General features: G+C 72.0%; 17 protein-coding genes and 1 pseudogene. 4 read left to right on the top strand and 14 right to left on the bottom strand.

The features are described from left to right. Window positions 1-56: 56 nt before the first annotated feature. From ACWEFB_RS14300 to pcaF, 4 genes are all read right to left on the bottom strand, one after another. Window positions 57-1,184 (bottom strand): ATP-binding SpoIIE family protein phosphatase, encoded by a 1,128-nt coding sequence (locus ACWEFB_RS14300; RefSeq protein WP_452285509.1) that lies wholly within the window; start codon window positions 1,182-1,184, stop codon window positions 57-59. A 581-nt stretch (window positions 1,185-1,765) separates the two neighbouring features. Continuing rightward, the gene (locus tag ACWEFB_RS14295) at window positions 1,766-2,266 is read right to left on the bottom strand and encodes a DUF456 domain-containing protein (RefSeq protein WP_452285507.1); all 501 of its coding nucleotides are present in this window, start codon (window positions 2,264-2,266) and stop codon (window positions 1,766-1,768) included. A 4-nt stretch (window positions 2,267-2,270) separates the two neighbouring features. Then, the gene (locus ACWEFB_RS14290) at window positions 2,271-4,439 is read right to left on the bottom strand and encodes a putative bifunctional diguanylate cyclase/phosphodiesterase (protein ID WP_452285505.1); all 2,169 of its coding nucleotides are present in this window, start codon (window positions 4,437-4,439) and stop codon (window positions 2,271-2,273) included. A 260-nt stretch (window positions 4,440-4,699) separates the two neighbouring features. After that, window positions 4,700-5,905, bottom strand: a complete 1,206-nt coding sequence (gene pcaF, locus ACWEFB_RS14285) for a 3-oxoadipyl-CoA thiolase (protein WP_452285503.1) — start codon at window positions 5,903-5,905, stop codon at window positions 4,700-4,702. A gap of 133 nt (window positions 5,906-6,038) precedes the next feature. On the opposite strand from pcaF, the gene ACWEFB_RS14280 reads away from it, so the two are divergent. After that, window positions 6,039-6,695 carry a DUF998 domain-containing protein gene (locus ACWEFB_RS14280; RefSeq protein ID WP_452285501.1) on the top strand — a complete coding sequence of 219 codons (657 nt, stop codon included), beginning with the start codon at window positions 6,039-6,041 and terminating at the stop codon, window positions 6,693-6,695. 78 nt (window positions 6,696-6,773) lie between these two features. Beyond that, window positions 6,774-7,901 (top strand): NADH:flavin oxidoreductase/NADH oxidase, encoded by a 1,128-nt coding sequence (locus ACWEFB_RS14275; protein WP_452285499.1) that lies wholly within the window; start codon window positions 6,774-6,776, stop codon window positions 7,899-7,901. 15 nt (window positions 7,902-7,916) lie between these two features. On the opposite strand, the gene ACWEFB_RS14270 is transcribed toward ACWEFB_RS14275, so the two are convergent. The 5 genes and pseudogenes from ACWEFB_RS14270 to ACWEFB_RS14250 form a co-directional block, all read right to left on the bottom strand. Next, window positions 7,917-9,161 (bottom strand): sugar ABC transporter permease, encoded by a 1,245-nt coding sequence (locus ACWEFB_RS14270; protein ID WP_326560360.1) that lies wholly within the window; start codon window positions 9,159-9,161, stop codon window positions 7,917-7,919. Window positions 9,162-9,378: 217 nt separating this feature from the next. Beyond that, a pseudogene (locus ACWEFB_RS14265) lies at window positions 9,379-10,188 on the bottom strand (ATP-binding cassette domain-containing protein); the annotation flags it as partial. An 82-nt stretch (window positions 10,189-10,270) separates the two neighbouring features. Continuing rightward, complete coding sequence (locus tag ACWEFB_RS14260) at window positions 10,271-11,398, bottom strand: sugar ABC transporter substrate-binding protein (protein WP_452285497.1); 1,128 nt, start codon at window positions 11,396-11,398, stop codon at window positions 10,271-10,273. A 176-nt stretch (window positions 11,399-11,574) separates the two neighbouring features. After that, on the bottom strand, window positions 11,575-12,414 hold the full coding sequence (locus ACWEFB_RS14255) for a GNAT family N-acetyltransferase (RefSeq protein ID WP_452285495.1): 840 nt from the start codon (window positions 12,412-12,414) through the stop codon (window positions 11,575-11,577). A 58-nt stretch (window positions 12,415-12,472) separates the two neighbouring features. Continuing rightward, complete coding sequence (locus tag ACWEFB_RS14250) at window positions 12,473-13,744, bottom strand: MFS transporter (RefSeq protein WP_452285493.1); 1,272 nt, start codon at window positions 13,742-13,744, stop codon at window positions 12,473-12,475. 128 nt (window positions 13,745-13,872) lie between these two features. On the opposite strand from ACWEFB_RS14250, the gene ACWEFB_RS14245 reads away from it, so the two are divergent. Beyond that, entirely contained in the window at window positions 13,873-14,448 is a 576-nt protein-coding gene (locus ACWEFB_RS14245; RefSeq protein WP_452285491.1) for a PadR family transcriptional regulator, read from the top strand. A gap of 151 nt (window positions 14,449-14,599) precedes the next feature. Here the strand turns inward: ACWEFB_RS14245 and ispG are convergent, their stop codons facing one another. From ispG to ACWEFB_RS14220, 5 genes are all read right to left on the bottom strand, one after another. Continuing rightward, on the bottom strand, window positions 14,600-15,772 hold the full coding sequence (ispG, locus tag ACWEFB_RS14240) for a flavodoxin-dependent (E)-4-hydroxy-3-methylbut-2-enyl-diphosphate synthase (RefSeq protein WP_326560366.1): 1,173 nt from the start codon (window positions 15,770-15,772) through the stop codon (window positions 14,600-14,602). A 7-nt stretch (window positions 15,773-15,779) separates the two neighbouring features. Then, window positions 15,780-17,030, bottom strand: coding sequence for a M50 family metallopeptidase (locus ACWEFB_RS14235; protein ID WP_326560367.1), 1,251 nt, complete (start codon window positions 17,028-17,030; stop codon window positions 15,780-15,782). Continuing rightward, a complete protein-coding gene (gene dxr, locus ACWEFB_RS14230; RefSeq protein WP_452285489.1) occupies window positions 17,030-18,241 on the bottom strand; it encodes a 1-deoxy-D-xylulose-5-phosphate reductoisomerase in 1,212 nt (403 codons plus the stop codon). Before dxr ends, ACWEFB_RS14235 begins: the two co-directional genes overlap by 1 nt. Window positions 18,242-18,392: 151 nt before the next feature. Then, a complete protein-coding gene (locus ACWEFB_RS14225; RefSeq protein ID WP_452285487.1) occupies window positions 18,393-18,941 on the bottom strand; it encodes a GNAT family N-acetyltransferase in 549 nt (182 codons plus the stop codon). Window positions 18,942-19,079: 138 nt separating this feature from the next. Continuing rightward, entirely contained in the window at window positions 19,080-21,296 is a 2,217-nt protein-coding gene (locus ACWEFB_RS14220; RefSeq protein ID WP_452285485.1) for an MMPL family transporter, read from the bottom strand. A gap of 127 nt (window positions 21,297-21,423) precedes the next feature. Here ACWEFB_RS14220 and ACWEFB_RS14215 point away from each other — a divergent pair, with 127 nt between their 5' ends. Continuing rightward, the gene (locus ACWEFB_RS14215; RefSeq protein WP_452285483.1) at window positions 21,424-23,022 is read left to right on the top strand and encodes a phytoene desaturase family protein; all 1,599 of its coding nucleotides are present in this window, start codon (window positions 21,424-21,426) and stop codon (window positions 23,020-23,022) included. Window positions 23,023-23,131: the final 109 nt, after the last annotated feature.

Genomic DNA, 23,131 nt, shown 5'->3' with positions numbered 1-23,131 from the left:
ACGCCTTCGTGTACCCCGGCGGGCCCCAGCCGCCGGCCGGACCGGTCGGGTCCGGATCAGGACGACAGACGCCGCCAGAAGGTCACCTCGGTGCCCTCGGCGGTACGGCTCACCCGCAGCTCGCCGAGCGCCCGGATCAGCTCCAGCCCCCGCCCCCGGAACCCCGGATCGTGCGCCTCCCGCCACTGGCCGCTGTCCCGTACGGTCGCCACCACCGTGCCGTCGGCGACGGTCACCTCGACGGTGATGGTCCGGTCGGCCGGTGCCACCGGATGCTCGATCGCGTTCGCCGCCGCCTCGGAGACCGCGACCACAAGATCGAATAGGTCTTCCTCGCCCACCTGGTGCTCGGTGAGGAAGTCCAGCAGCCGCTGGCGCAGGGTGCTCAGCTTGGTCGGGTCCGCCGGTAGGCGCAGGGCGAACCGGTTCGGGGCGGTCTCCGCGAGCGCCAGGATCGCCACCCCGTCGGCCCTCGGCCGGCGGGGTGCCTGGACGAAACGCACCTGGATCAGCTCCTCTATCTGCTCTTCGGCCGGCTCGACCGGGATCGCCGCCACCGGCCGGGGCGAGTCCCACACCGGGCGGAACGGGAAGATCACGTCGGCCGGGGGGTCGATCCGGGTGGGTGCCCGCGCGGGGACCGCGCTGTAGAACAGCAGCCGTGCCCCCGGCGCCAACCGGGACTCGATCGTGTCGTACCGGGCATCGGGCCGGGCCCCGATCGGCGGGCCGAGCGGTCGCCGGTGCAGCAGGTCGATCTGACCCTCGGGGCCGAGGCAGACCGGTGACGGGTGACCCGCGCTGGCGTAGCAGAGCCGGCCAGTGTGCGGGTCGAACTCCAGGCAGACCACTATCGCGGACGACCCGCGCAGCGCGTTGCCGAACTGCGCGTTGAGGTGGGTGAGGGCGGTACCGGGCGCCACCCCGCCCAGCAGCTCCGCCAGCAGTGCGGTACGCAGTTGACCCATTGCCGCCACCGCCGGCACCCCGGTGTCGAGCACGTCCCCGACCACCAGTACCAGGTGGCCGTCGACGCTCGTGACCACGTCGTACCAGTCGCCGCCGCCCGTACCTGCGGTGTCGACCGTGGTGGTGCCGGCATCGACGCCGACAGGGAGTTGGCGCGTCCCGTGCACCGGACCGGCCGGGTGTAGGCCGTCGTCTCCTGCCGGTCCCGCGCTCATCTCGCCTCCTGCTCCCGCCGGTGTGGAGGGCCGCTCAGCTCTCTCACCGTGTCCGCCCAGTACCCGATGGGAGGAGCGCCGTAACGCTTTGATCATGGTCAGTTGAGCGGTGTGGTGGGCACGACACCCACGGTGACCACGGCCGGAGCGGTCCGGGCGCGATCAGGCGGGGATCGGCGGCGGTAGCTGGATTCGATAATCGGATTGCCCCGACACCCCGGCCGGCCGCATGCTCGTTGTCATGCCGATGCGCGAGGACCGACGAGTGCGCCACCGGTGCGCCGGGTCACCAGCCGCGGCGGGAGCCGGACCGGCCCGCTGAGCCACTCCGGGCACCACAGATCTCCCGGAGACCCGGACACGGGTCTCCGACCGGGCCGGATCACACCGGCCCAGAGCCGGGCCCTCGGACGGCCCGGCGTACGCGACGGCGCGGGACGCGGTCACCTCTCTCACCCGTACGGCAACCGCCGTGCCAACGCCCGTTCCGCGCCGTCGCACCCACCACTGGGCCACGCCGTCGGACAAATCGGGCTCGGCGCCCGAAGCAGGTTCGGACCGACACGAACCAGGAGTGCCGGTCAGACCACGGCCAGGCCGACCACCCAGGTCAGCGCGATGGCGAGGGCAACGCTCAGCTCGACCAGCATGGCCAGGCCGAACGCCTTGAGTGCGTCCTTGGTCGACGGCCAGGCCAGCCGGTTCTCGCCCAGCCGGAGCCGCTCGGCCAGCCAGACGCCGAGCACGAAGCCGAGGACCAGGCCCACCACCGGCACGACGAAGAAGCCCACCAACCCGAGTACGCCGCCGGCCAGCAACGTGCTGTTCGGCACCCCGGTCCGCTTCAGGTTCCGCCCCGGCCAGGCGTACTTGATGATGGTCCCGACCACGGTGAGCGCGGTGGCGACGCCGAGCACCACCCACCGGCCCCAGCCGCCGTCCGCGAAGATCGCCCAGATCAGTACGCCGCCCCAGCACAGCGGCAGTGCCGGCAGCACGGGCATGAGTACGCCGATGATGCCGGCCAGGATGGCCAGTCCAGCCAGGACAGTGACCAGGGAATCGGTGTCCGTCAGATCCACCCGGTCAGCCTGCCCTACCGGAGGCGGATTCGCGTAGTCGAGCGGTTATCTCGTCCGCCGCGACCGGCGCCCCGAAGTACAGGCCCTGCCCGGTGTCGCAGGTCAGCGCCCGCAGCCGGTCGGCCTGCCCGGCGGTCTCCACCGCCTCGGCGGTCACCGACAGGCCCAGCGCGTGCGCCAACCGGACCAGGGCGTCGACGATCCGCTCGTCGACCAGGGCGAGCGGATCGCCGGTCCGGATCCCCTCGACGAACGGTGCGGCGAGCTTCAGCGTGTGGAACGGCAACCGCCGCAGGTACGCCAGGTTCGAGTAACCGGTGCCGAAGTCGTCGATGGCCAGGCGTACGCCGAGCGCGGCGAGTCGGCGCATCGAACGTACGGGCTCCCCGGAGGTGGCCATCAGCGCGCTCTCGGTGATCTCCAGTTGCAGCAGTTCGGCTGGGAAGCCGGTCTCGGCGAGGACGTCGGCCACCATGTCGACCACACCCGGATCGTTGACCTGCCGTACGGCCAGGTTGACGCTGACCACGAGGCGGGAGTCGGGGAACTCCCGCCGCCACCGGCTGCCGTACCCGCACGCCTGGTGCAGTACCCAGCGGCCGAGCCGGATGATCAGGCCGGTCTCCTCGGCCAGCCCGATGAACTGGTCCGGGCCGAGCAGTCCCAGCTCCGGGTGCCGCCACCGGACCAGCGCCTCGACCGCCCGGGTCGATCCGTCGGCGAGTGCCACGATCGGCTGGTAGTCCACGGTGAACTCGCCCCGCTCCAGCGCGGCCGGCAGCACCGCGGCGAGCCCGGCGCGGGTGTTGTCCCGGGCGCCGCGCTCGGGGTCGTAGACCGCCCAGCGTCCGCGCCCGTCCGCCTTGGCCCAGTAGAGGGTGGCGTCCGCGGCCTTCATCAGCTCGGCCGGGCGGGTTCCGGCGAGTGGGCCCTCGACCAGGCCGATGCTCGCCGAGACCTCGAGCTGCTGGTCGCCGACATGCACCGGACGGGCGACGGTGGCCAGCGCCACCTCCGCCACGTCGATCACCTCCTGCGGGCCGCCGCTGCCGTCGACCAGGATGACGAACTCGTCGCCGCCCATCCGGGCGACCAGGTGACCACGGCCGGAGACGGATTCGGCGAGCCGCCGGGCGACCACCACCAGCAACCGGTCACCGAGGTCGTGCCCGAGGCTGTCGTTGATCGCCTTGAAGCCGTCGAGGTCGAGGAAGCAGAGGCCGACCCGGTCGGCGGGTTCACCGTCGGCGAAGACCGCCGCCAGCCGGTCGAAGAAGAGGGTACGGTTCGGCAGCCCGGTCAGCGGGTCGTGCAGTGCCTGGAAGCGCAACCGCTGCTGCAACTCGTACCGTTCGGTGATGTCCTCCGCCATGGCCACGATGAACCTCGGCCGGCCGTCGTCGTGCCGGATCAGGGAGAGCGCCAGGTCGGTCCGGACGACGTCGCCGTCCTTGCGGCAGTACCGCTTCTCCACCCGGACGGTCTCCCGCTTGCCCTCGACCAGCTCCCGGTAGAGCTCGGCCAGCGGCTCGGCGTCCTCGGGGTGGCAGAGCGCGGTCACGTCGGTGTCGCGCAGTTCGCCGACGGAGTAGCCCAGCATCTCGGCGAACGCCTGGTTGACGTCCACGATCCGGCCGCCGGTGTCGGCGATCCCGATGCCCAGCGCGGCCCCGGTGAAGACGGCCCGGAACCGTGCCTCGCTGTCCCGCAGTGCCTGCTCGGTCTCGTCCCGGGCCTGCCAGGCCGAACGGCTGATCCGCTCCTGCTGGCTGAACGTCAGCTCGCGCAGCGCCCGGGCGAAGCCGGCGGCCAGGCCACCCTGCAACTGCGTCACCCGGTGCCGTACGGCCGGGGAGTCGAGCCGTTCGGGGAGGACCGCGGCGGCGAACCCGTTGCCGAGGGCGCGTACGGACCAGTCGAGCACGGCCGGGGCGGTCAGGTGCGCCCCGACCAGGGCCCGACCGACGTCGTCCGCGGGTTCGGCGCTGAACGGCTCGGCGAGCAACGCCTGCGCGAGCCGTACGGTGTGCACGGTCAGCAGGCGTTCGGTCTCCACCGCGCTCATCGGCACGAACCCGAGCCGGGCGACGGCACCGGCCCACTGTTGGGCGTACCGGTGCACACCTGCCCGGCTGAACTCCTCACCGCCGGCCGGTGGTACGGGGGCCGGCACGGCTAGCCGCCGACGTGGTCGACCGGGGCGATCCGCCGCCCGGCACCGCCGCCCGCCGGTCCACTGTCCACAGTGGAGGTGTTGCCCTTCCGGCGATGTTCGTCAGGCCGTTGCATCGTCCGCCTCAGCTCGTACCACCGGTCGTCGACCGGATCGATGAGCCATCGAGCATACGCGCGGTCCGCCGCCCCGTGGCTCCGCCGCAGGGTCGTCACGATCCCGCCGATCGGGGCCCGTTCGACGGCACCGGGAGTGTCGGCCTAGTCGACGGACTCCAGCATCAGCGCGATGCCCTGACCGACCCCGATGCACATGGTGCACAGCGCCCGCCGCGCCCCCCGGTGGCCCAGTTCCAGCGCCGCGGTCAACGCCAGCCGGGCACCGCTGGCGCCGAGCGGGTGCCCGAGGGCGATCGCGCCGCCGTTCGGGTTCACGTGCTCGGCGTCCTCCGGCAGTCCCAGCTCGCGCAGTACGGCGACCGCCTGCGCGGCGAACGCCTCGTTCAACTCGACCAGGTCGACGTCGCCGATGCCGATGCCGAGCCGGTCGAGCAGCCGCCCGGTCGCCGGGACCGGGCCCATGCCCATCACCCTCGGCGGCACCCCGGCGGCGGCCGATCCGGTGATCCGGGCCAGTGGGGTGAGGTCGTAGCGGCGTACCGCGTCGGCGCTGGCGACGAGCACCGCGGCGGCGCCGTCGTTGACCCCGGAGGAGTTCCCGGCGGTGACGGTGCCGCCGTCGCGGAACGGGGTGGGCAGCGCCGCGAGCCGCTCCAGGGAGGTCTCCCTCGGGTGCTCGTCGAGGTCCACCAACCGGGTCTCCCGGCGGCCGGCCGGAACCTCGATCGGCGCGATCTCCTCGGCGAGCCGGCCGCTGGCCTGGGCGCGTGCCGCCCGCTGCTGGGAACGGTACGCGAACGCGTCCTGGGCGGCCCGGTCGACGCCGTACTCGGCGGCCACGTTCTCCGCCGTCTCCGGCATGGCGTCGGTGCCCCAGCCGCGTTCCATCAGCGGGTTGACGAACCGCCACCCGAGCGTGGTGTCGTAGATCTCCGCCGCGCGGGAGAAGGGTGTGGTCGCCTTCGGCATGACAAACGGTGCCCGGCTCATGCTCTCCACCCCGCCGGCCACCATCAGGTCGGCCTCACCGGCGATGACGGCGCGGGCGGCGATCCCGACCGCGTCCAGCCCCGAGCCGCACAACCGGTTCACGGTGGTCCCCGGCACTGCCTCGGGGAGCCCGGCCAGCAGGGTCGCCATCCGGGCCACGTTCCGGTTGTCCTCGCCGGCCTGGTTGGCGCAGCCGAACACCACGTCGTCCACGGCCGCCCAGTCGACCGTCCGGTGGCGGGCCACGAGTTCCCGGATCACGTGCGCCGCGAGGTCGTCCGGACGTACGCCGGCCAGCGCGCCGGCGTACCGGCCGATCGGGGTACGGACGCCGGAGACGAGGTATGCCGCTGTCACGCCGGGCAGCATAACCAGTCGAGATCAAGTCCCGCCCCGCCGGCCGCCCCGACCAGGTCCGGGACGGCGACCAGGTACGTCGGGCACACCCGACCGGCGCCGGTGCCCCGAGCGGGCAAGATAGTTTGTCCCCATGCGCCGGACCCTGGTCGCTCGCGGCGCCGCCGCCAGCCTGCTGACCGGAGTGGTCGTCGTGACCCTCGCCGTGGTCGCCGGTCCGACCTCCCCCATCACCGGGTACGTCAGCGAGGCCGGCGTCGGCCCCAGCGGGTACGCGACCGCGTACCAGGTCGGGATCTTCGCGGTGGCGGTCGGCCTGCTCCTGCTCGCCGCGGCCCTGACCCCGACGCTGCGTCCGGCGTCCACCCTGCTGGCCGTCGGCGCCGCCGGCACCGGGCTGTCCGCCTCGGTTCCCTGCACCGCCGGTTGCCCGCTCCCGCCGTTCGAGCCGACCACCACCACCGACCTGGTCCACGGCGGCGGCAGCATCCTCGCGGTGGCCTGCGTCGTCTTCGCCATGTTGGCGATCGCCTGGTCGGCCACTGACGCCCGGGTGCTGCGCCGGCTCGGCCTGGTCGGCGCCACGGTGGCGCTGCCGCTGTCGGTGACGATCGGCCTGGCCATGCTCACCGTCGGCCGGGGACCGCTGATCGGGGCGGTCGAACGGACCCTGCTGCTCGTCATCGCGCTCTGGGCGATCGCCAGCGCATTGACAGCGGGCTTCGTACGCGGTGATATGTCACCCAAGCGTCCGGCCGGCTCCGCCGTCCGACATCCGGGCCGGCCCTGACCTGCCTGTCCCGCCCCCACGGGAACCGGCGGTCGCCGCAACACCGTGCCGGCGCCTCCGCCCCCGAGAGGATCGCCGATGACCGCCCGTCCCACCGCCCCCGAGGTCGCGACCGGTGCCGCACCGGCGGGTTCGGCGAGCGCCCTGTTCACCCCGTTGCGGCTGCGTTCGGTGACCCTGCCCAACCGGGTGGCGATGGCACCGATGTGCCAGTACTCGGCCGGTCCGGACGGTCTGCCCACCGACTGGCACCGGATCCATCTCGGCGCCCGCGCGGTCGGCGGTGCCGGGCTGGTGCTGACCGAGGCGACCGCGGTCCTGCCCGAGGGGCGGATCAGCCCGCAGGACACCGGGCTCTGGTCGGACGCCCACGTCGACGCCTGGCGGCCGATCACCGCGTTCATCGCCGGGCAGGGTGCGGTGCCCGGGGTCCAACTCGCGCACGCCGGTTTCAAGGCGTCGACCTACCGGCCCTGGGCGAAACACCGGGGCGGGGTGCCGGACGCCGGGGGCGGGTGGACGCCGGTCGGCCCCGGTACGGAACCGTTCGCTCCGGCGTACCGGATCCCGGCGGCGCTGGACACCGACGGCGTCGCCGCCGTGGTCGACGCGTTCGCGGCCGCCGCGGCCCGGGCCGTGGCCGCCGGGTTCGAGGCGATCGAGCTGCACTCGGCCCACGGCTACCTGCTGCACGAGTTCCTCTCCCCGCTGTCCAACCACCGCACCGACGAGTACGGCGGCACCCTGACCAACCGGATGCGGCTGCCGCTTGCGGTCGCCCGGGCGGTACGGGCGGCGGTCGGCCCGGACGTCCCGGTGCTGGCCCGGATCTCCGCCACCGACTGGGTGCCCGACGGTTGGTCGGTGGCCGACAGCGTCCTGCTCGCCACCGAGTTGGCCACCGCCGGGGTGGACCTGGTCGACTGCTCCTCGGGCGGGGTGCTCCCCTCCGCACCGGTTCCGGTCGGGCCCGGCTACCAGGTGCCGCTGGCGGCCAGGATCCGCCGCGAGGCCGGGGTGCCCACCGGCGCGGTCGGGCTGATCACCGAGCCGGAGCAGGCCGAGGAGATCGTCGCGAGCGGGCAGGCCGACCTGGTCCTGCTCGGGCGGGAGTTGCTGCGTGACCCGTACTGGCCGCAGCGGGCGGCGGCCCGGCTCGGTGCCGCCCCCGACCGGCCCGCCCAGTACCTGCGCGCCTGGGAGTGACCGACCGCCGGGGATTCAGCCCCGGCCGGTGGTACGGCGACCGCGTCGGGACACTGAGTCGAGGATGACGGCGGCCAGCAGCACCCCTGCGGTGATCATGAACCGCACCGACGAGTTGAGCTGGAGCAGGAACATGCCCGAGGTGATCGACCCGAGCACCAGTGCGCCGAGCAGCGCGCCGTAGGTCGACCCCCGGCCGCCGAAGAGGCTCACCCCGCCGATGACAGCGGCGGCGATGGCGATCAGGAGGGTGTCGGCGGCCCCGGTGGACTGGCCGGCGGCGAATCCGCGGGACGCGGTCAGCACCCCGCCGAAGGCGGCGAACGCGGAGGCGAGCGCGAACACGGAGATCCGGATCAGCGAGACGTTGATGCCGGCCCGGCGGGCGGCCTCGACGTTGCCACCGACCGCGAAGATGCTCCGGCCGTAGCGGGTCCGGCGCAGCACCAGGTCGACGATGACCACCAGACCCACGAAGATCAACAACGCCACCGGTACGCCCTGCCAGGCGTTGAGTACGCCCACCGCGGCGAAGACCAGTACGGCCAGCCCGACCACCCGCACCAGCGAGGGCAGTACGCCCCGGGTCGGCAGTCCGGCCGCGATCCGGCGCCGACTGTCCACCAGCACGGTCAGGGCGTACACGACCACTGCCGCCGCGCCGATCACCCAGCCGGAGACGCTGTCCAGGTTGGTGTGGGTCAGCCCGCCGATCACCCCGGTGTACGGGAGGTTGATCGTCCCCTCCGGACTGAGCAGGTAGAGCTGCAGGCCCTGCCAGCCGATGTTGCCGGACAGGGTGACGATGAACGCGGGCACCCCGAGCCGGGCGAAGATGCTGCCCTGGAAGATGCCGATCGCGATGCCGAAAATGACCGCGACGATGATCGCGGCGACGTCGCCCCAACCGTTGCGCACGCTCAGTACGGCCAGCAGGGCGGCGGCCACACCGGCCACCGAGCCGACCGACAGGTCGATCTCGCCGAGCAGCAGGACCAGCACGATGCCGACACTGATCGTGCCGGTGGCGGCGATCTGGAGGGCGAGGTTGGTCAGGTTCTGCGGGCTGAGGAAGGCGTCGTTGAGCGACTGGAACACCGCCCAGATGACGATCAGTCCGATCACCACCGGCCAGGCGCCCAGTTCGCCGCCGCGCAACCGCCGCCGCAGGGCGTCCAGGGGGCCGGTGGTCCCCCGGTCGGCCGGGTGTTGGAGACCGTCACCGGCGGGCGGCTCCGGACTCGTGGTCGCCGTACTCATGCCGAGACCTCCCGCCGTGTCACGTCCGCTCCTCCGGGTCCGGGGAGTGGGCACCGCCGGCCGTCGGGCCACCGGCCGCACCGCCGGAACCCGGGCCGGCAGCCGAACCACCGGCGGCCGGACCACCGGCGGGTGGGTCGGGGACCGGGCCACCGGGCGGGCCGCCGACAACCGGGCCTCCCGCCGGGCCGCCGGGGCCGGCGGTCGGACCCGTGACGGGGCCGGTCGCGGGCGAACCGGCCAGGCCACCGCCACCGCCCTCGGCGGAACGGGCCCGGCGTCGGGTGACGGCGTTGTCCAGTGCCCCGGTGATCGCCTGCACGATCTCCTCCTGGCTGGTCCGCTGCTGGTCGAACACCCCGGCGTTGCGGCCGAGGCGCAGCACCGCTACCCGGTTGGCGACCGCCTTGACGTCGGCCAGGTTGTGACTGATCAGGAGGACGCCGAGACCCCGCTGCCGGAGTCGTTCGATCAGGTCCAGCACCTCGGCGGTCTGCGCGACGCCGAGTGCGGCGGTGGGCTCGTCGAGCAGCACCAGCTTCGGTTCGCCGAGCAGCGACCGGGCGATGGCGACCGACTGGCGCTGCCCGCCGGAGAGGCCGGCGGCCGGCAGCCGCACGGAGGGGATCTTCACCGAGAGGCTGACCAGCAGTTCCCGTGCCCGTCGTTCCATCCCGATCTCGTCGATCACCAGGCTTCGGGTCAGTTCCCGGCCCAGGAACAGGTTGGCGACCACGTCTAGGTTGTCGCAGAGGGCGAGGTCCTGGTAGACGGTGGCGATCCCCAGGGCGGTGGCGTCGCTCGGTTTGGTGATCTGCGCCGGCCGTCCCTGCCAGCGGATCTCGCCCTCGTCGGCGGGGTTGACCCCGGCGATCACCTTGATCAGCGTCGACTTGCCGGCGCCGTTGTCGCCGACCAGGGCGACCACCTCACCGGGGTAGACCTCCAGCGAGACGTCGGCGAGTGCCTCGACCGCACCGAACCGTTTGGAGATGCCCGACAACGCGAGCACCGGTGTGTCGGCCACCGCCCTCACCCCGTTTCAGATCACGATCCGCCTGAGGAAGATCACGTGTTGTCCGAGGAAGATCAGGAATTGCCGCGGCGGGTCAGGAGATGCCGGCGGAGGCGCACGGTGCGGCGAACGCACCGGCACAGATCTGCGCCACCGTGTAGAACCCGTCCTTGATCACCGTGTCCTTGATGTTGGTCTTGGTCACCGAGACCGGCTCCAGCAGGACCGACGCGACGTCCTTGGTCCCGTTGTTGCGCATGGTGGTCGACTGCGCGGTGAAGTCCTGGCCGGTCGCCGCGTTGATCGCCATCTGCCCGGCGATGTCCGCCTCGGGTTTGATCGACTTGAAGACCGTCATGAACTGGTCACCGGAGACGATCCGCTGGATCCCGGCGAGTTCGGCGTCCTGACCGGTGACCGGGGGCAGCGGCGTACCGAATCCGGCGCCCTTCATCGAGGCGATCGCCCCACCGGCCATGCCGTCGTTGGCGGCGTAGACACCGATCACCCGGTCCCGCCCGATGGCCGTGATCGCCTGGTCCATCTCCTGCTGGGCCCGGTCCGGGGACCAGTCCGGGGTGTCGAACTCGTTGCCGATGTTGACCTTCCCGTCCAGTACGGAGTGGGCGCCGGCCTTGAAGTCGGCCGCGTTCGGGTCGGTCGGCGAGCCGTTGATCATCACGATGTCGCCGCGCTTCGGGTTCTGCCCGTTCGCGCTCAACTGGTCCAGCAGCGCCTGCCCCTGGACCATCCCGACCCGCCGGTTGTCGTACGAGACGTAGAAGCTGACCGGGCCGGAGGCGAGCCGGTCGTACGCGACCACCGGCACCTTCTGTGACTGGGCGTTGCTGACGATCGCGCCGGCCGCCTTCGCGTCGACCGCGTCGAGGATCATCACCTTGATCCCCTGGGTCAGCATCGCCTCGGCCTGCGACTGCTGCTTGGCCGGGTCCTGGTCGGCGTTCTGGTAGAGGACCTCGCACTTGGGGCACAGCTCGGCAAGCCGCGACTGGATCAGCGGCCGGTCGAAGGTCTCGTACCGGGTCGTCTTGGATTCCGGCAGCAGCAGACCGATCTTGAACCCGTCGGCGACCTTCACGTTGCTGGAGGTCGTGCCGCTACCGCCGCCGTTGTCGTCGTCTCCCCCACAGCCGGCAACCGCGAGCCCGGCCACGAGCAGCGCGCTGGTGACGCGCACGGCGGCGCGAAATCTCGTTGACACGTCTACCTCCTGGCTAGCCGACCCCATCGCCGTAGTACCGCCGCAGGGGTTTCACATTTGCCCTGGTTGTCAGCTTGGCGGAACTAAGCGGTCTTTGGAGCTGCTTTGCCAGCATCGGTCGCACCCCCGCTGCCGAGGATCCACCCCGACAGCCGTCGACCGGCAGAAAGGAAGGCTCAGAACAGGATGGTGGCGAACGTACCGACCGGCTGGAAGCCACAACGCTCGTAGACCCGGCGGGCCGGCACGTTGTAGTCGTTGACGTAGAGCGACACCGTCGGCGCGACCCGGGTCAACGCGTCCGCCACGACCGCGGCCATCGCGGCGGCGGCGATCCCCCGGCCGCGCCACCCCGGCGCCACCCAGACACCCTGGATCTGCGCGGTGCGCCGGGTGACGACCGCGAGTTCGGCCTTGAAGACCACCTGGCCGTCGACAAACCGGGCGTACGCGCGGCGCGCCCGGACCAGGTCGGCGACCCGGCGGCGGTAGCTGCGCCCACCGTCCTCGGCCAGTGGTGACACGCCCACCTCTTCGGTGTACATCGCCACCGCGGCCGGAAAGAGCAGGTCGACCTCGGCCGGGCGGACCGGGCGCACGTCGGGGTCGACCGGGATCGGCGGCGGCGCCCCGGTGGCCAGCAACGGCTGGTTCGGGCGTACGTCACGGGCCGGGCCCCAGTGCGCCGAGAGCTGCTCCCAGAGGCCGAGCACCTCGTCGGCCCGTCCGACGATCGACGAGCAGAACCGGTCCTCGGCGGCGAGCAGTTCACCGAACGCGCTGATCGCGGAGGCGGTCGCCCGTACGGGGGTGAGCTGACCCCCGACCCAGCAGAGCGACTCGATCTCCCGGCCGGAACCGTAGCCGTAGACCCGACCGTCCGCCCGCCACCAGGACAGTCCGTGCGCGGCGATCCGCTCGGCCACCTGGGCAGCCGCGTACGGTTCGAGGTCGAGCAGCCGTTCGACCGCGCCCCGCTCGGCCTCGCCGAGTTGCCGTACCGGAACCATCAGCACACCCACCAGCGTGCCAGATGAGTGACCGCTCGGGCGGGGCGACGTCCGTGCCCGCCCCTCAGGAGGGGACCCTTCCGCCACCGGAGGCGACAACCAGCGGCGCTTCCTGCATCCCGACGCCGGTGGGGCGGTGTTGGGCGGCCCAGCGTACGACCGGGGGTTGCGCCGCGCCGAGCAGCGCGAAGAGTACGGCCAGCACCAACCAACCCGGCGCGCCCCACCCGATCGCGAGCGTGGTCACCAGGACCGGGGCCAGCATGCCGCCCAGTTGCATCCCCATCCCGTACGCGCCCTGGTACTGCCCCTGGGCGTGGGCCGGAGCCAGCCCGAACGAGATGCCCCAACCGGCGGCGGAGTGCCAGAGTTCCCCGATCACGTGCACCAGCGCGCCGGCCACCAGCAGGCCGACCGCCACCGGGGTCGGCACCCCGCCGCTGGCCGCGTAGAGCAGGCAGGCGACACCGATGGCGACTCCGGCCCGGCGGGCGGCGTGCGCGGCACCGGTCAACTGCTCGGTCCCGCGCGAGGCGCGTACCTGGAACAGGACGATGACCGTGGTGTTCACCAGCAGCAGGACCGAGATCAGCCAGCGCGGCGCGTGGGTGTGCTGGGCGATCCAGAGCGGCAGTGCGATGTTGAGCAGACCGAAGTGCATCGACATCAGCCCGTCCAGCACGGTGAAGGCCAGGAACGGGCGGTCCCGCAGGGCGATCAGCCGTGGCCCGTTACCGGTCCCCCGCACCGGTGGGATCGGTGCCATCGGGATCAGGACCAGTGCCGCCCCGGCGAGGCTGGCCGCGTTGACCGCGATCAGCGTGACGTACGCGGTCCGGGTGTCGGCGGCGAGCCCGACGCCGGCCAGGACGGTGCCGACCGAGATGCCGACGTTGGTGGTGGCCCGCAGGTAGGCACGCGTGCGTACGCGCTGGTCGGGCGGGACGGCACCGGCGATCATGGCGCCCCGGGCGCCCCGGAACGCGGCGTCGCTGAGCGCGGTGGCCACCCCGACCAGGAGGAACTGTGGGAAGGACCGGACCGCGATCAGGGCCGCGGTGAGCCCGGCCGAGGCGAGTAGGCCGAGGAACTGGATGCCGCGCGGCCCGAACCGGTCGGCCAGGTAGCCCATCGGGGTGCTCGCCACCAGGCTGACCAGCGCGGTCACGGTGAGGCCGACACCGACCTCCGCCACGGTCAGGCCGACCGATCGGGTCAGGAAGAGCGCGCTCGCGGTGAGCCAGATGCCCCGCCCGACCGTCTGGACCAGGGTGGAGACGGCGAGGATCCGGGCCGCTCCGGGTTCCGGCAGAAGTCGTTCCGGCAGAAGTCGCATCACCCCACCCAACCGTACGACCGTACGGTTTGTCGCCCCATTATTGCCCGACTCACGTCGAGGGGGTTGCAGCCGATGCGTTGGCGATATATCGTCGACACATCAGCGATACTCACAGGAGGAGTTACATGAGTTTCCACCGAAGGTTCCAGGCGATGCACGACGAGTCCCGGATGCGCGGCGGCTTCGGCTTCCCGCCCTTCTCCCCCGGCGGCCACGGACATCCCGGTCACGGCCGGGGACGGGGTCGCGGCCGGGGACGCCGGCCGAACGTGCGCGGCGCCGTACTGGCCCTGCTCACCGAGCGGCCGATGCACGGCTACGAGATGATCCAGGAGCTCGACTCCCGCACCGGCGGTGCGTGGCGGCCGAGCCCCGGCTCGATCTACCCCACCCTGCAACTGCTCGAGGACGAGGGCCTGATCGTCGCCGCGGCGGCCGAGGCCGGCGGCGGGCGCAAGCGCTTCAGCCTCACCGAGGCCGGCCAACCCGAAGCCACCGAGGCCGCCCAGACCCCGCCCTGGGAAGAGTTCACCCCCGACACCGTCAACAGCTGGCAGGAGATGCGCGACGCCGGCTTCCAGGCGATGAACGCCCTCCGCCAGGTCATGATCAACGGCACCGACGACCAGCGCGAACGCGCCGCCCAGGTCCTCGAAGAAACCCGCCGCAAGCTCTACGCCATCCTCGCCGAATCCGAGTGAGAACCACCAGACACCCTCACAGCAGAAAGGGCATCCTCCACCCGAGGGGATGCCCTTTCGCATACACACAAAGGTTTTCGCGGCGGCGTCCCCACGACGGGGATCAAGCCTGACGGCCCAGAGTGGGGACGCCGCCGCGAAAACCCCCCAGCTAATGCACCGTGACAGTAGGCCCGGTGATCATGTCCCGAAGCTCCTCGGGCAACTCAGCACCCATCTCATCCGCCAACCGCAACGCCTCTTCGATCAGCGTCTCGACGATCTGCGCCTCGGGCACCGTCTTGACCACCTGACCGCGTACGAAAATCTGGCCCTTGCCGTTGCCCGACGCGACGCCGAGGTCGGCCTCCCGCGCCTCGCCCGGTCCGTTGACCACGCAGCCCATGACGGCGACCCGCAGCGGCACCGGCAGCCCTTCCAGACCGGCGGTGACCTCCTCGGCCAACTTGTAGACATCGACCTGGGCCCGACCGCAGGACGGGCAGGAGACAATCTCCAGACCCCGTTCGCGCAGGCCCAGCGACTCCAGGATCTGGTTGCCGACCTTGATCTCCTCGACCGGCGGCGCGGAGAGCGAGACCCGGATCGTGTCGCCGATCCCCTCGGCCAGCAGCGCGCCGAACGCGACCGCCGACTTGATGGTGCCCTGGAACGCCGGCCCGGCCTCGGTCACCCCGAGGTGCAGCGGATAGTCGCACTGCTCGGCGAGCTGCCGGTACGCCCGGATCATGACCACCGGGTCGTTGTGCTTGACCGAGATCTTGATGTCCCGGAAGCCGTGCTCCTCGAACAGCGAGCACTCCCAGAGCGCCGACTCGACCAGTGCCTCGGCGGTCGCCTTGCCGTACTTGGCGAGCAGGCGCTTGTCCAGGGAGCCGGCGTTCACACCGATCCGGATCGGTACCCTGGCCGCCTCGGCGGCGCGGGCGATCTCGGCCACCTTGTCGTCGAACTGCCGGATGTTGCCCGGGTTGACCCGGACCGCCGCGCAGCCCGCGTCGATCGCGGCGAAGACGTACTTCGGCTGGAAGTGGATGTCGGCGATCACCGGGATCTGCGACTTCTTGGCGATCGCCGGGAGCGCCTCCACGTCGTCCTGGGAGGGCACGGCAACCCGGACGATCTGGCATCCGGACGCGGTCAGCTCGGCGATCTGCTGGAGCGTGGCGTTCACGTCGGAGGTCAGGGTGGTGGTCATCGACTGCACCGAGACCGGGGCACCGCCGCCGACCGGTACGGACCCGACCATGATCTGGCGACTGATCCGCCGGGGTGCGAGCGGCGGCGGAGGTACGGCCGGCATACCGAGACTGACAGCGGTCACTGGACACTCACCTTGAAAAGAGCGTGATCGGATTTACCACGTCCGCGGTGACGGTGAGCAGCGTGAACGCCCCACCGATCAGGATCACCACGTACGTTACGGGCATCAACTTGAGATAGTCGACGCGCCCCGGATCGGGGCGGCCCAGCCGGGCGAAGATCCAGGTGCGGACCCGCTCGAACCAGGCGATCGCGATGTGGCCGCCGTCCAGCGGCAGCAGCGGCAGCAGGTTGAAGATGCCGACGAAGAAGTTCAGCGAGATGAACACCAGGACGAGGACTTCCCAGGCGTCGTTGGCGACGGCCTCGCCACCGAGCCGGCTGGCCCCGACCACGCTGATCGGGGTGTCCGCGTCCCGCTCACCACCGGTGATCGCGTTCCAGAGGGCCGGGATCTTCTCCGGGATCCGCTGCAACGCCTGGACGGTGCCGACCGCCATGTCACCGGTGTAGTCGGCGGTCGCGCCGAAGGCGTCGATCGGGCTGTAGGTGATCATGCCGGGGGTGGTGATGCTGAGTCCGACACCGAGCGCGGAGACCGGGGAAACCGGGCCGGTGGCGTCGCCCAGGGGCGGGCGCTGTACCGAGGCGAGCTTCACCTCGGCCTGCTGGGTGGCGCCGTCGCGCTGGAAGTCGACCTTCGCGGGCGCGTCGGAGGGCGTACGCCGGACCACGTCGAGGACGTCGCCCCAGGTGGAGACGGCGGCCCCGTTCACCGCGGTGATCCGGTCCCCGGTACGGAGCTGGGCCTGGGCGGCCGGGCTCGGCGGGTCGTTCGGGGTGCAGGCGCGCTGCACGTTCTCCACCACGACGCAGTCGGCCAGGGCGATCACGGCCGGCTGCTGCCGGGCCTGCGCCTCGGTGGTCGGGAAGTCGGGGTTGGGCAGGCCCATGAAGACCGCGGCGAACCAGAGCGCCACGATCGCCAGCAGGAAGTGGGTGATCGAGCCCGCGGACATCACGATCGTCCGCTTCCACACCGGGAACCGCCACATCGCCCGCGGCTCGTCGGCCGGGTCGACGTCGTCGTCCTGGGGGGTCATCCCGACGATCTTGCAGAAACCGCCGAGCGGGATCGCCTTGAGTCCGTACTCGGTCTCGCCCCGGCGGAAGGACCAGACGGTGGGGCCGAAGCCCACGAAGTAGCGGGTGACCTTCATCCCGAAGCTCTTGGCCGTCACCATGTGTCCGGCCTCATGCAAGCTCACCGAGATGAGAATCCCCAGGGCAACCACCACGACCCCGAGCAGGTACAGCATCAAGCTCCCTTCACCGACATCTCGATGATCTTCTGAGCGTGCTCGCGTGCCCAGGACTCCGCCGCGAGCACCTCCTCGACGGTACCCGGTTCGTCCAGTTCCGGAGCCGCCTCCAGAACCCGCTCCAGCGTGTCGACGATGCCGAGAAACGGTAGCCGACCCGCCACGAACGCGGCGACGCACTCTTCGTTGGCGGCGTTGTAGATGGCCGGTCGACCCCGGCCGGTCAGCCCGGCCTGCTTCGCCAGCCGCACGGCCGGAAACGCCGCGTCGTCCAGCGGGGCGAACTCCCAGGTGTGTGCGGCGGTCCAGTCGACCGCGGCGGCGGCCTCGGGCACCCGGTCCGGCCAGCCCAGGGCCAGCGCGATCGGCAGCCGCATGTCCGGCGGGCTGGCCTGGGCGATGGTGGAGCCGTCGACGAACTCGACCATCGAGTGGATCACCGACTGCGGGTGCACCATCACCTCGATGTCGGCGTACGGGACGTCGAACAGCTCGTGCGCCTCGATCACCTCGAGGGCCTTGTTCACCAGCGTGGCGCTGTTGATCGTGACGACCGGTCCCATGTTCCAGGTCGGGTGCGCCAACGCCTGTTCGGGGGTGACCCCGGTCAGCTCGGCCCGCCGCCGACCCCGGAACGGGCCACCGCTGGCGGTCAGCACCAGCCGGCGCACCTCGCTCCGGTCACCCGAGCGCAGGCACTGGGCCAGCGCGGAGTGCTCGGAGTCGACCGGCACGATCTGGCCGGGTCGCTGCACCGCACTCCGTACGATCGCACCGCCGGCGACCAGGGACTCCTTGTTGGCCAGCGCGAGCGTACGACCGGCGCGCAGCGCGGCCAGGGTGGGTGCCAGCCCGAGCGAGCCGACCACCCCGTTGAGGACCACGTCGGCCGGCCACTGCGCCAACTCGGTCATCGCCGACGGGCCGGCGAGGATCTTGGGGATGCGGAAGCCGCCGCTCGGGTAGCCGCGCTTGGCGGCCTCGGCGTAGAAGGCGAGTTGCAGGTCCTGGGCGGCCGAGGACTTGGCCACCCCGACGGCCTCGACCCCGAACTCCAGGGCCTGGGCGGCGAGTTCCGCCACGTTGCCACCGCCGGCACCGAGCGCGACCACCCGGAAGCGGTCGGGATTGCGCCGAGCGATGTCGATGGCCTGGGTGCCGATCGACCCGGTCGAGCCGAGCAGCACGATGTCACGGGGAACGCTCACCCGGACATTCTCCCTGAACCACGCCGACTACCGGACACCGAGCCTCACGCCCCGCCGGTGACCTGCCGATCCGGTCCGGCTGCGCCCTGCCGGTCCGGGCCGGCTCTGCCCTGCCGGTCTGGTCCGGCGATCTTCCTCGGGAGGACCCGGTTCACTCGGGGCGGGGCAGGACAAAGGTCTCCAACTCCTCGCCGCCGTACCAGTCGGTCCGCCGGCCGATCGGCGTCATGCCCAGCCGCCGGGTGACCGCCATCGAGGCGTCGTTGCCCGGTGACACCACCGCGTAGATCTCGGGGGTTCCGTGGGGGAACTCCCGGTCGACCGCGCCCCGGGCCGCCTCGGTGGCGAAGCCGTGCCCGTGCGAGTCCGGGTGCAGGTGCCAGCCGACCTCGATGTCCGAGGTGGGGGTCGAGCCGTCGGCACCGGGCAGCGGTTTGAGCAGCACCGTGCCGACGACCTGTGCGTTGTCCCGGCGCTCGATCGCCCAGGCGCCGTAGCGGTCGCCGTGATCGGCGTGCCGGGCGTGCCAGCGCCGTACCACGTCGGCGGCCCGCCCAGGGTCGGTGAGCGGAAGGTCGGGCGACGCCCCGAGCCAGCGGGTGACCTCCACCAGGGAGTAGATCTCGAAGATCCGGCTCAGGTCGCCCGGTTCCTCGGTCCAGTTCCGGACGATCAGCCGCTCGGTCTCGAACACCGTCATGGCCCGCGATCCTAGACCAGCCCGAAGCCGTGTCGCGATCACATAAAAGTCGGTCGGCCGACGAGGAAGCCGATCTTGAACATGGCATGTCATCTGCTCGCCGTCGCGCACGCCCGGCCCGACCGGGCCCTCCGGGGATCAGGAGGGGCCGGACTCGCGGATGCCGAAGCGGCGGTGGAAGCGGGCCAGCGGAGCGGGTGCCCACCAGTTCCACCGGCCGAGCAGGCGCATCGTCGCCGGCACCAGCAGGGCCCGGACCAGGGTCGCGTCCACCACGATCGCCACGATCATGCCCACCCCGATCAGCTTGATGAAGGTGGTCCCCCCGGTGGCGAAGCCGGCCACCACCACGACCAGCAGGAGCGCCGCCGCGGTGATGATCCGGCCGGTGTGTTGCAGCCCGGTGGCGACGGCGGCGGTGTTGTCCCCGGTCCGGTCCCACTCCTCCCGTACGCGGGAGAGCAGGAAGACCTCGTAGTCGGTGGCGAGCCCGAACAGCACGGCGAGCATCAGGATCGGGTTGCTCGGCTCGATGAAGCCGGTCGGGGTGAAGTCGAGCAGGTTCGCGAGGTGCCCCTCCTGGAAGATCCAGACGACCACGCCGAACGAGGCACCGATCGAGACCAGGTTCATCACCACCGCCTTGATCGGCAGCACCACCGAACCGAAGGCGAGGAAGAGCAGCACCAGGGTGGCCGCCGCCATGATCAGCGCCATCCAGGGCAGTCGCGTACCGAGGCTGTGCAGGAGGTCGGCGTCGGCGGCGGGACGGCCACCGACGAGGACCTCGGCGCCGGCCGGGCCGGGCAGCCGACGCAGTTCCCGTACGGCCGACTGGGCGGTCTCCCCGGTCGGCTCACCCCGGTACGTCACCGAGAGCAGCGTGTGCTCGCCCCGGTTCGCCGCCACCCGTACGCCGGTGACCCCGGACACCCGACCGACCTGCTCGGCGAACCCGCCGGCCACCTCCGCCGGCACCCCCGACACCAGGACCTCGATCGGGTTCGGGTTGCCGCCGGGGAACTCGGCGCCGATTCGCTCGGTGACCACCCGTGGCTGCGCGTCGGCCGGCAGCACCCGCTCGTCGATCCCGCCGAACTCGATCCGCAGGAACGGAGCGGCCAGGATCGCCAGCACCACCAGCACACCGACCAGGTACGGCAACGGCCGCCGCATCACACTGCGCGCCAACCGCGCCCAACCGCCCCCGGCGACCGCGCTCCCGTCCCGACTGGCCCCACCGGTCCCGCCTTCCGCAGCCGACGCAGCGGCAGACGCAGCGGCAGCGGCGGCCGACGCAGCCGCTCGGGCGGCCCGGCGGCGGGCACCCGGCAGCGGCACCCGGAGCGCGTTGATCCGGGGGCCGAGTACGGCGAGCAGCGCCGGCAGCACGGTCAGGGCGGCGAGCATGGCGACCAGGACCGCCGCCACCCCGCCCAACCCCATCGACCGGAGGAACACCTGGGGGAAAATCAGCAGGCTGGCCAGGGCCAACGCGATCGTCAACCCCGACACCAGCACGGTACGACCGGCGCTGTTCATCACCCGGGCGATCGCCGCCGGGGTGTCGTGCCCGGCGGCGAGTTCCTCCCGGAAGCGGCTGACCACAAAGAGCGCGTAGTCGATCGCCATGCCGAGCCCGATCAGGGTGATGATGTTGACGGCGAAGACCGACACGTCGGTCACCAGGTGCAGCAGCCGTACGGCGACGAACGCGCCGAGGATGGCCAGTCCACCGATCAGCAGCGGGGTGGCCGCCGCGACCAGCCCGCCGAAGATCAGGATGAGCAGCACCAGGAGGACCGGGAGGGAGAGCGTCTCGGCCCGGGTGATGTCCTCGGTGGTCTGCTTGTTCGCGGTGACCAGGAACGGCACGTTGCCGCCGATCTGGGTCCGTACGCCGGGGGCCTCCAGGTCCGGTCGGAGCCGTTCGAAGGCCGCGGTCTTGCCGTCCTCGTCGCCGGCCCGCAGTTGCACCAGGGCGTAGGTGGCCCGCCGGTCGGTGGAGAGCAGGGCCGGGGCGCCGGTGGCGTACCAGTCGGTCACGCTGACCACCTCGGGCCGCTGGCGCAGGCGCTCCAGGGTGGCGGTGACCGGCTCCCGGACGGCCGGCTGGTCCACCGTCGTGGTGGCGGAGGAGTAGAGCACCAGCACGTCGGCGCCCTGCTCGCCCAGTTCGGCGACGATCCGCTGCTGGGCACGGCTGGACTCGCTGGCCGGATCGTCGAAGCCGCCGCCGGTGAGCGAACCGAGCACCCCGGTCCCCCAGGTCGCGCCGAGCAGGACCAGGGCCAGCCCGCCGCCGAGCACCGCCCAGCGGAACCGTACGACCGCCGCACCCCACCAGTCGAACATCGACATCCTCCCGCGTCGCCCGTCCCGTCCCGCCCGGCGGTGCCAGCCACCGGTACGGGTGACGATCAAGATCCGGGTTCAGCCTAGGACCCTCCCGGACGGCTCCGATCGGCACTAGGCTCCCCGGATGAGCACAGAGCTGCCCCGGCGGGCCGACGTGGTGGTCATCGGGTCCGGGCACAACGGTCTGGTCTCCGCCGTGCTGCTGGCCCGCGCCGGCCTCGACGTGGTGGTGCTGGAGGCGTCCGGGACGCTCGGTGGAGCCACCCGGACCGAACAGCCGTTCGCGAAGGTACCGGGACTGCGCCACTCGACCGGGTCGTACCTGCTCGGGCTGATGCCGCCGGAGCTGATCGCCCTGCTGGACGTGAAGATCCCGGTGCTGCGCCGGGACCCGCACTACTTCCTGCCGACGCCGGGCGGCCTCGGCTCGCCGTACCTGCTCTTCGGCAGTGACCGGGCGGCGACCCGGGCGCAGATGGCGTCGGTCTTCTCCCCCGCCGACGTGGCCGCCGACGACGCCATGCAGGCCGAGCTGGCGGCGCTGCGCGACGACCTGGCGCCGGCCTGGCTGGCCGAGCCGCTGCCGGTCGCGCAGACCGCCGAGCGGTTCATCCGGCCGGCGCTGCGCGACGTCTTCGTCGACCTGGTCACCGGCTCGGTCGCCGACTACCTGGCCCGGTTCGAGTTCCGGTCCGAGCTGCTGGTCTCGATGTACGCGGTCACCGACGGGCTCTCCGGGCTGAACGCCGGTCCGGACGACCCCGGCACCGGGCACAACTTCCTGGTGCACAACATGTGCCGGCTGCCCGGCGCCGACGGCACCTGGATGATCACCGAGGGCGGCATGGGGACCGTCTCGCGGACCTTCGCCGACGCCGCCCGCGCCGCCGGGGCCAAGATCTTCACCGGTACGCCGGTCAGCACGGTCACTCTGACCGGCGGTACGGCCACCGGCGTGGTACTCGCCGACGGGCGGGAGATCGACGCCGAGGTGGTGCTCGGCGCCTGTGACCCGTACCGGTTGATCGACCTGCTGCCCGAGGGAGCCCTGCCGGCCCCGCTCGCCGACCGGATGGCGGCGGTACGCCGTACCGGCACCACGCTCAAGCTGAACCTGGCACTGTCCGGGCTGCCGCGGTTCTCCTGCCTGCCGGCGGACGCCCCGAGCCCGTTCGGCTCGACCATCCACCTGCTGCCCGGCTCGGCCTCCCTGCTCGACGGGGCGGCCGGGGAGTCGCCGATGGCGGCGCTGCGCGCGATGTGGGCCGACGTACGGGCCGGGCGGCTGCCGGAGGAGCCGACCATCGAGTGGTACCTGCACACCACCGTCGACCCGTCCCTGCGCGACTCGGCGGGGCACCACTCGTCGGCGCTGTTCGTCCAGTCGGTCCCGTACGAGCTGGCCGGCACCACCTGGGCCGAGGCGATGCCGTCCTATGTGGACAAGCTGCTGGCGGTCTGCGAGCGGTACGCCCCCGGCACCGCCGACCTGGTCGCCGACGCGGTACCCCTGCCCCCGCCCGGGATCGAGGCCCACTTCGGCATCACCGGCGGGCACATCCACCACGTCGACAACACGGTCGCGTTCGCCGACCGGATGCCGTACGCCACCGGAATCGACGGCCTGTACGCCGGCAGCGCCGGCTGCCACCCGGCGGGCAGCGTGATCGGCGCCGCCGGACACAACGCCGCCCGCCGCATCCTCACCGACCTCAACCGCTGACCCCGCGCTCCCCCGCTCGCGCCCCGCGCGCCGTTGCGCGCTCGGTGTTGCCGCTCTTGTAGAGAAAGAGTGGCTATCCGCCTCCGGATAACCACTCTTTCTCTACAAC

The organism is Micromonospora sp. NPDC004704 (genome assembly GCF_053601675.1).
Note: the sequence above shows the minus strand (reverse complement) of the source record. Positions and strands in the feature narration are given on the sequence as shown.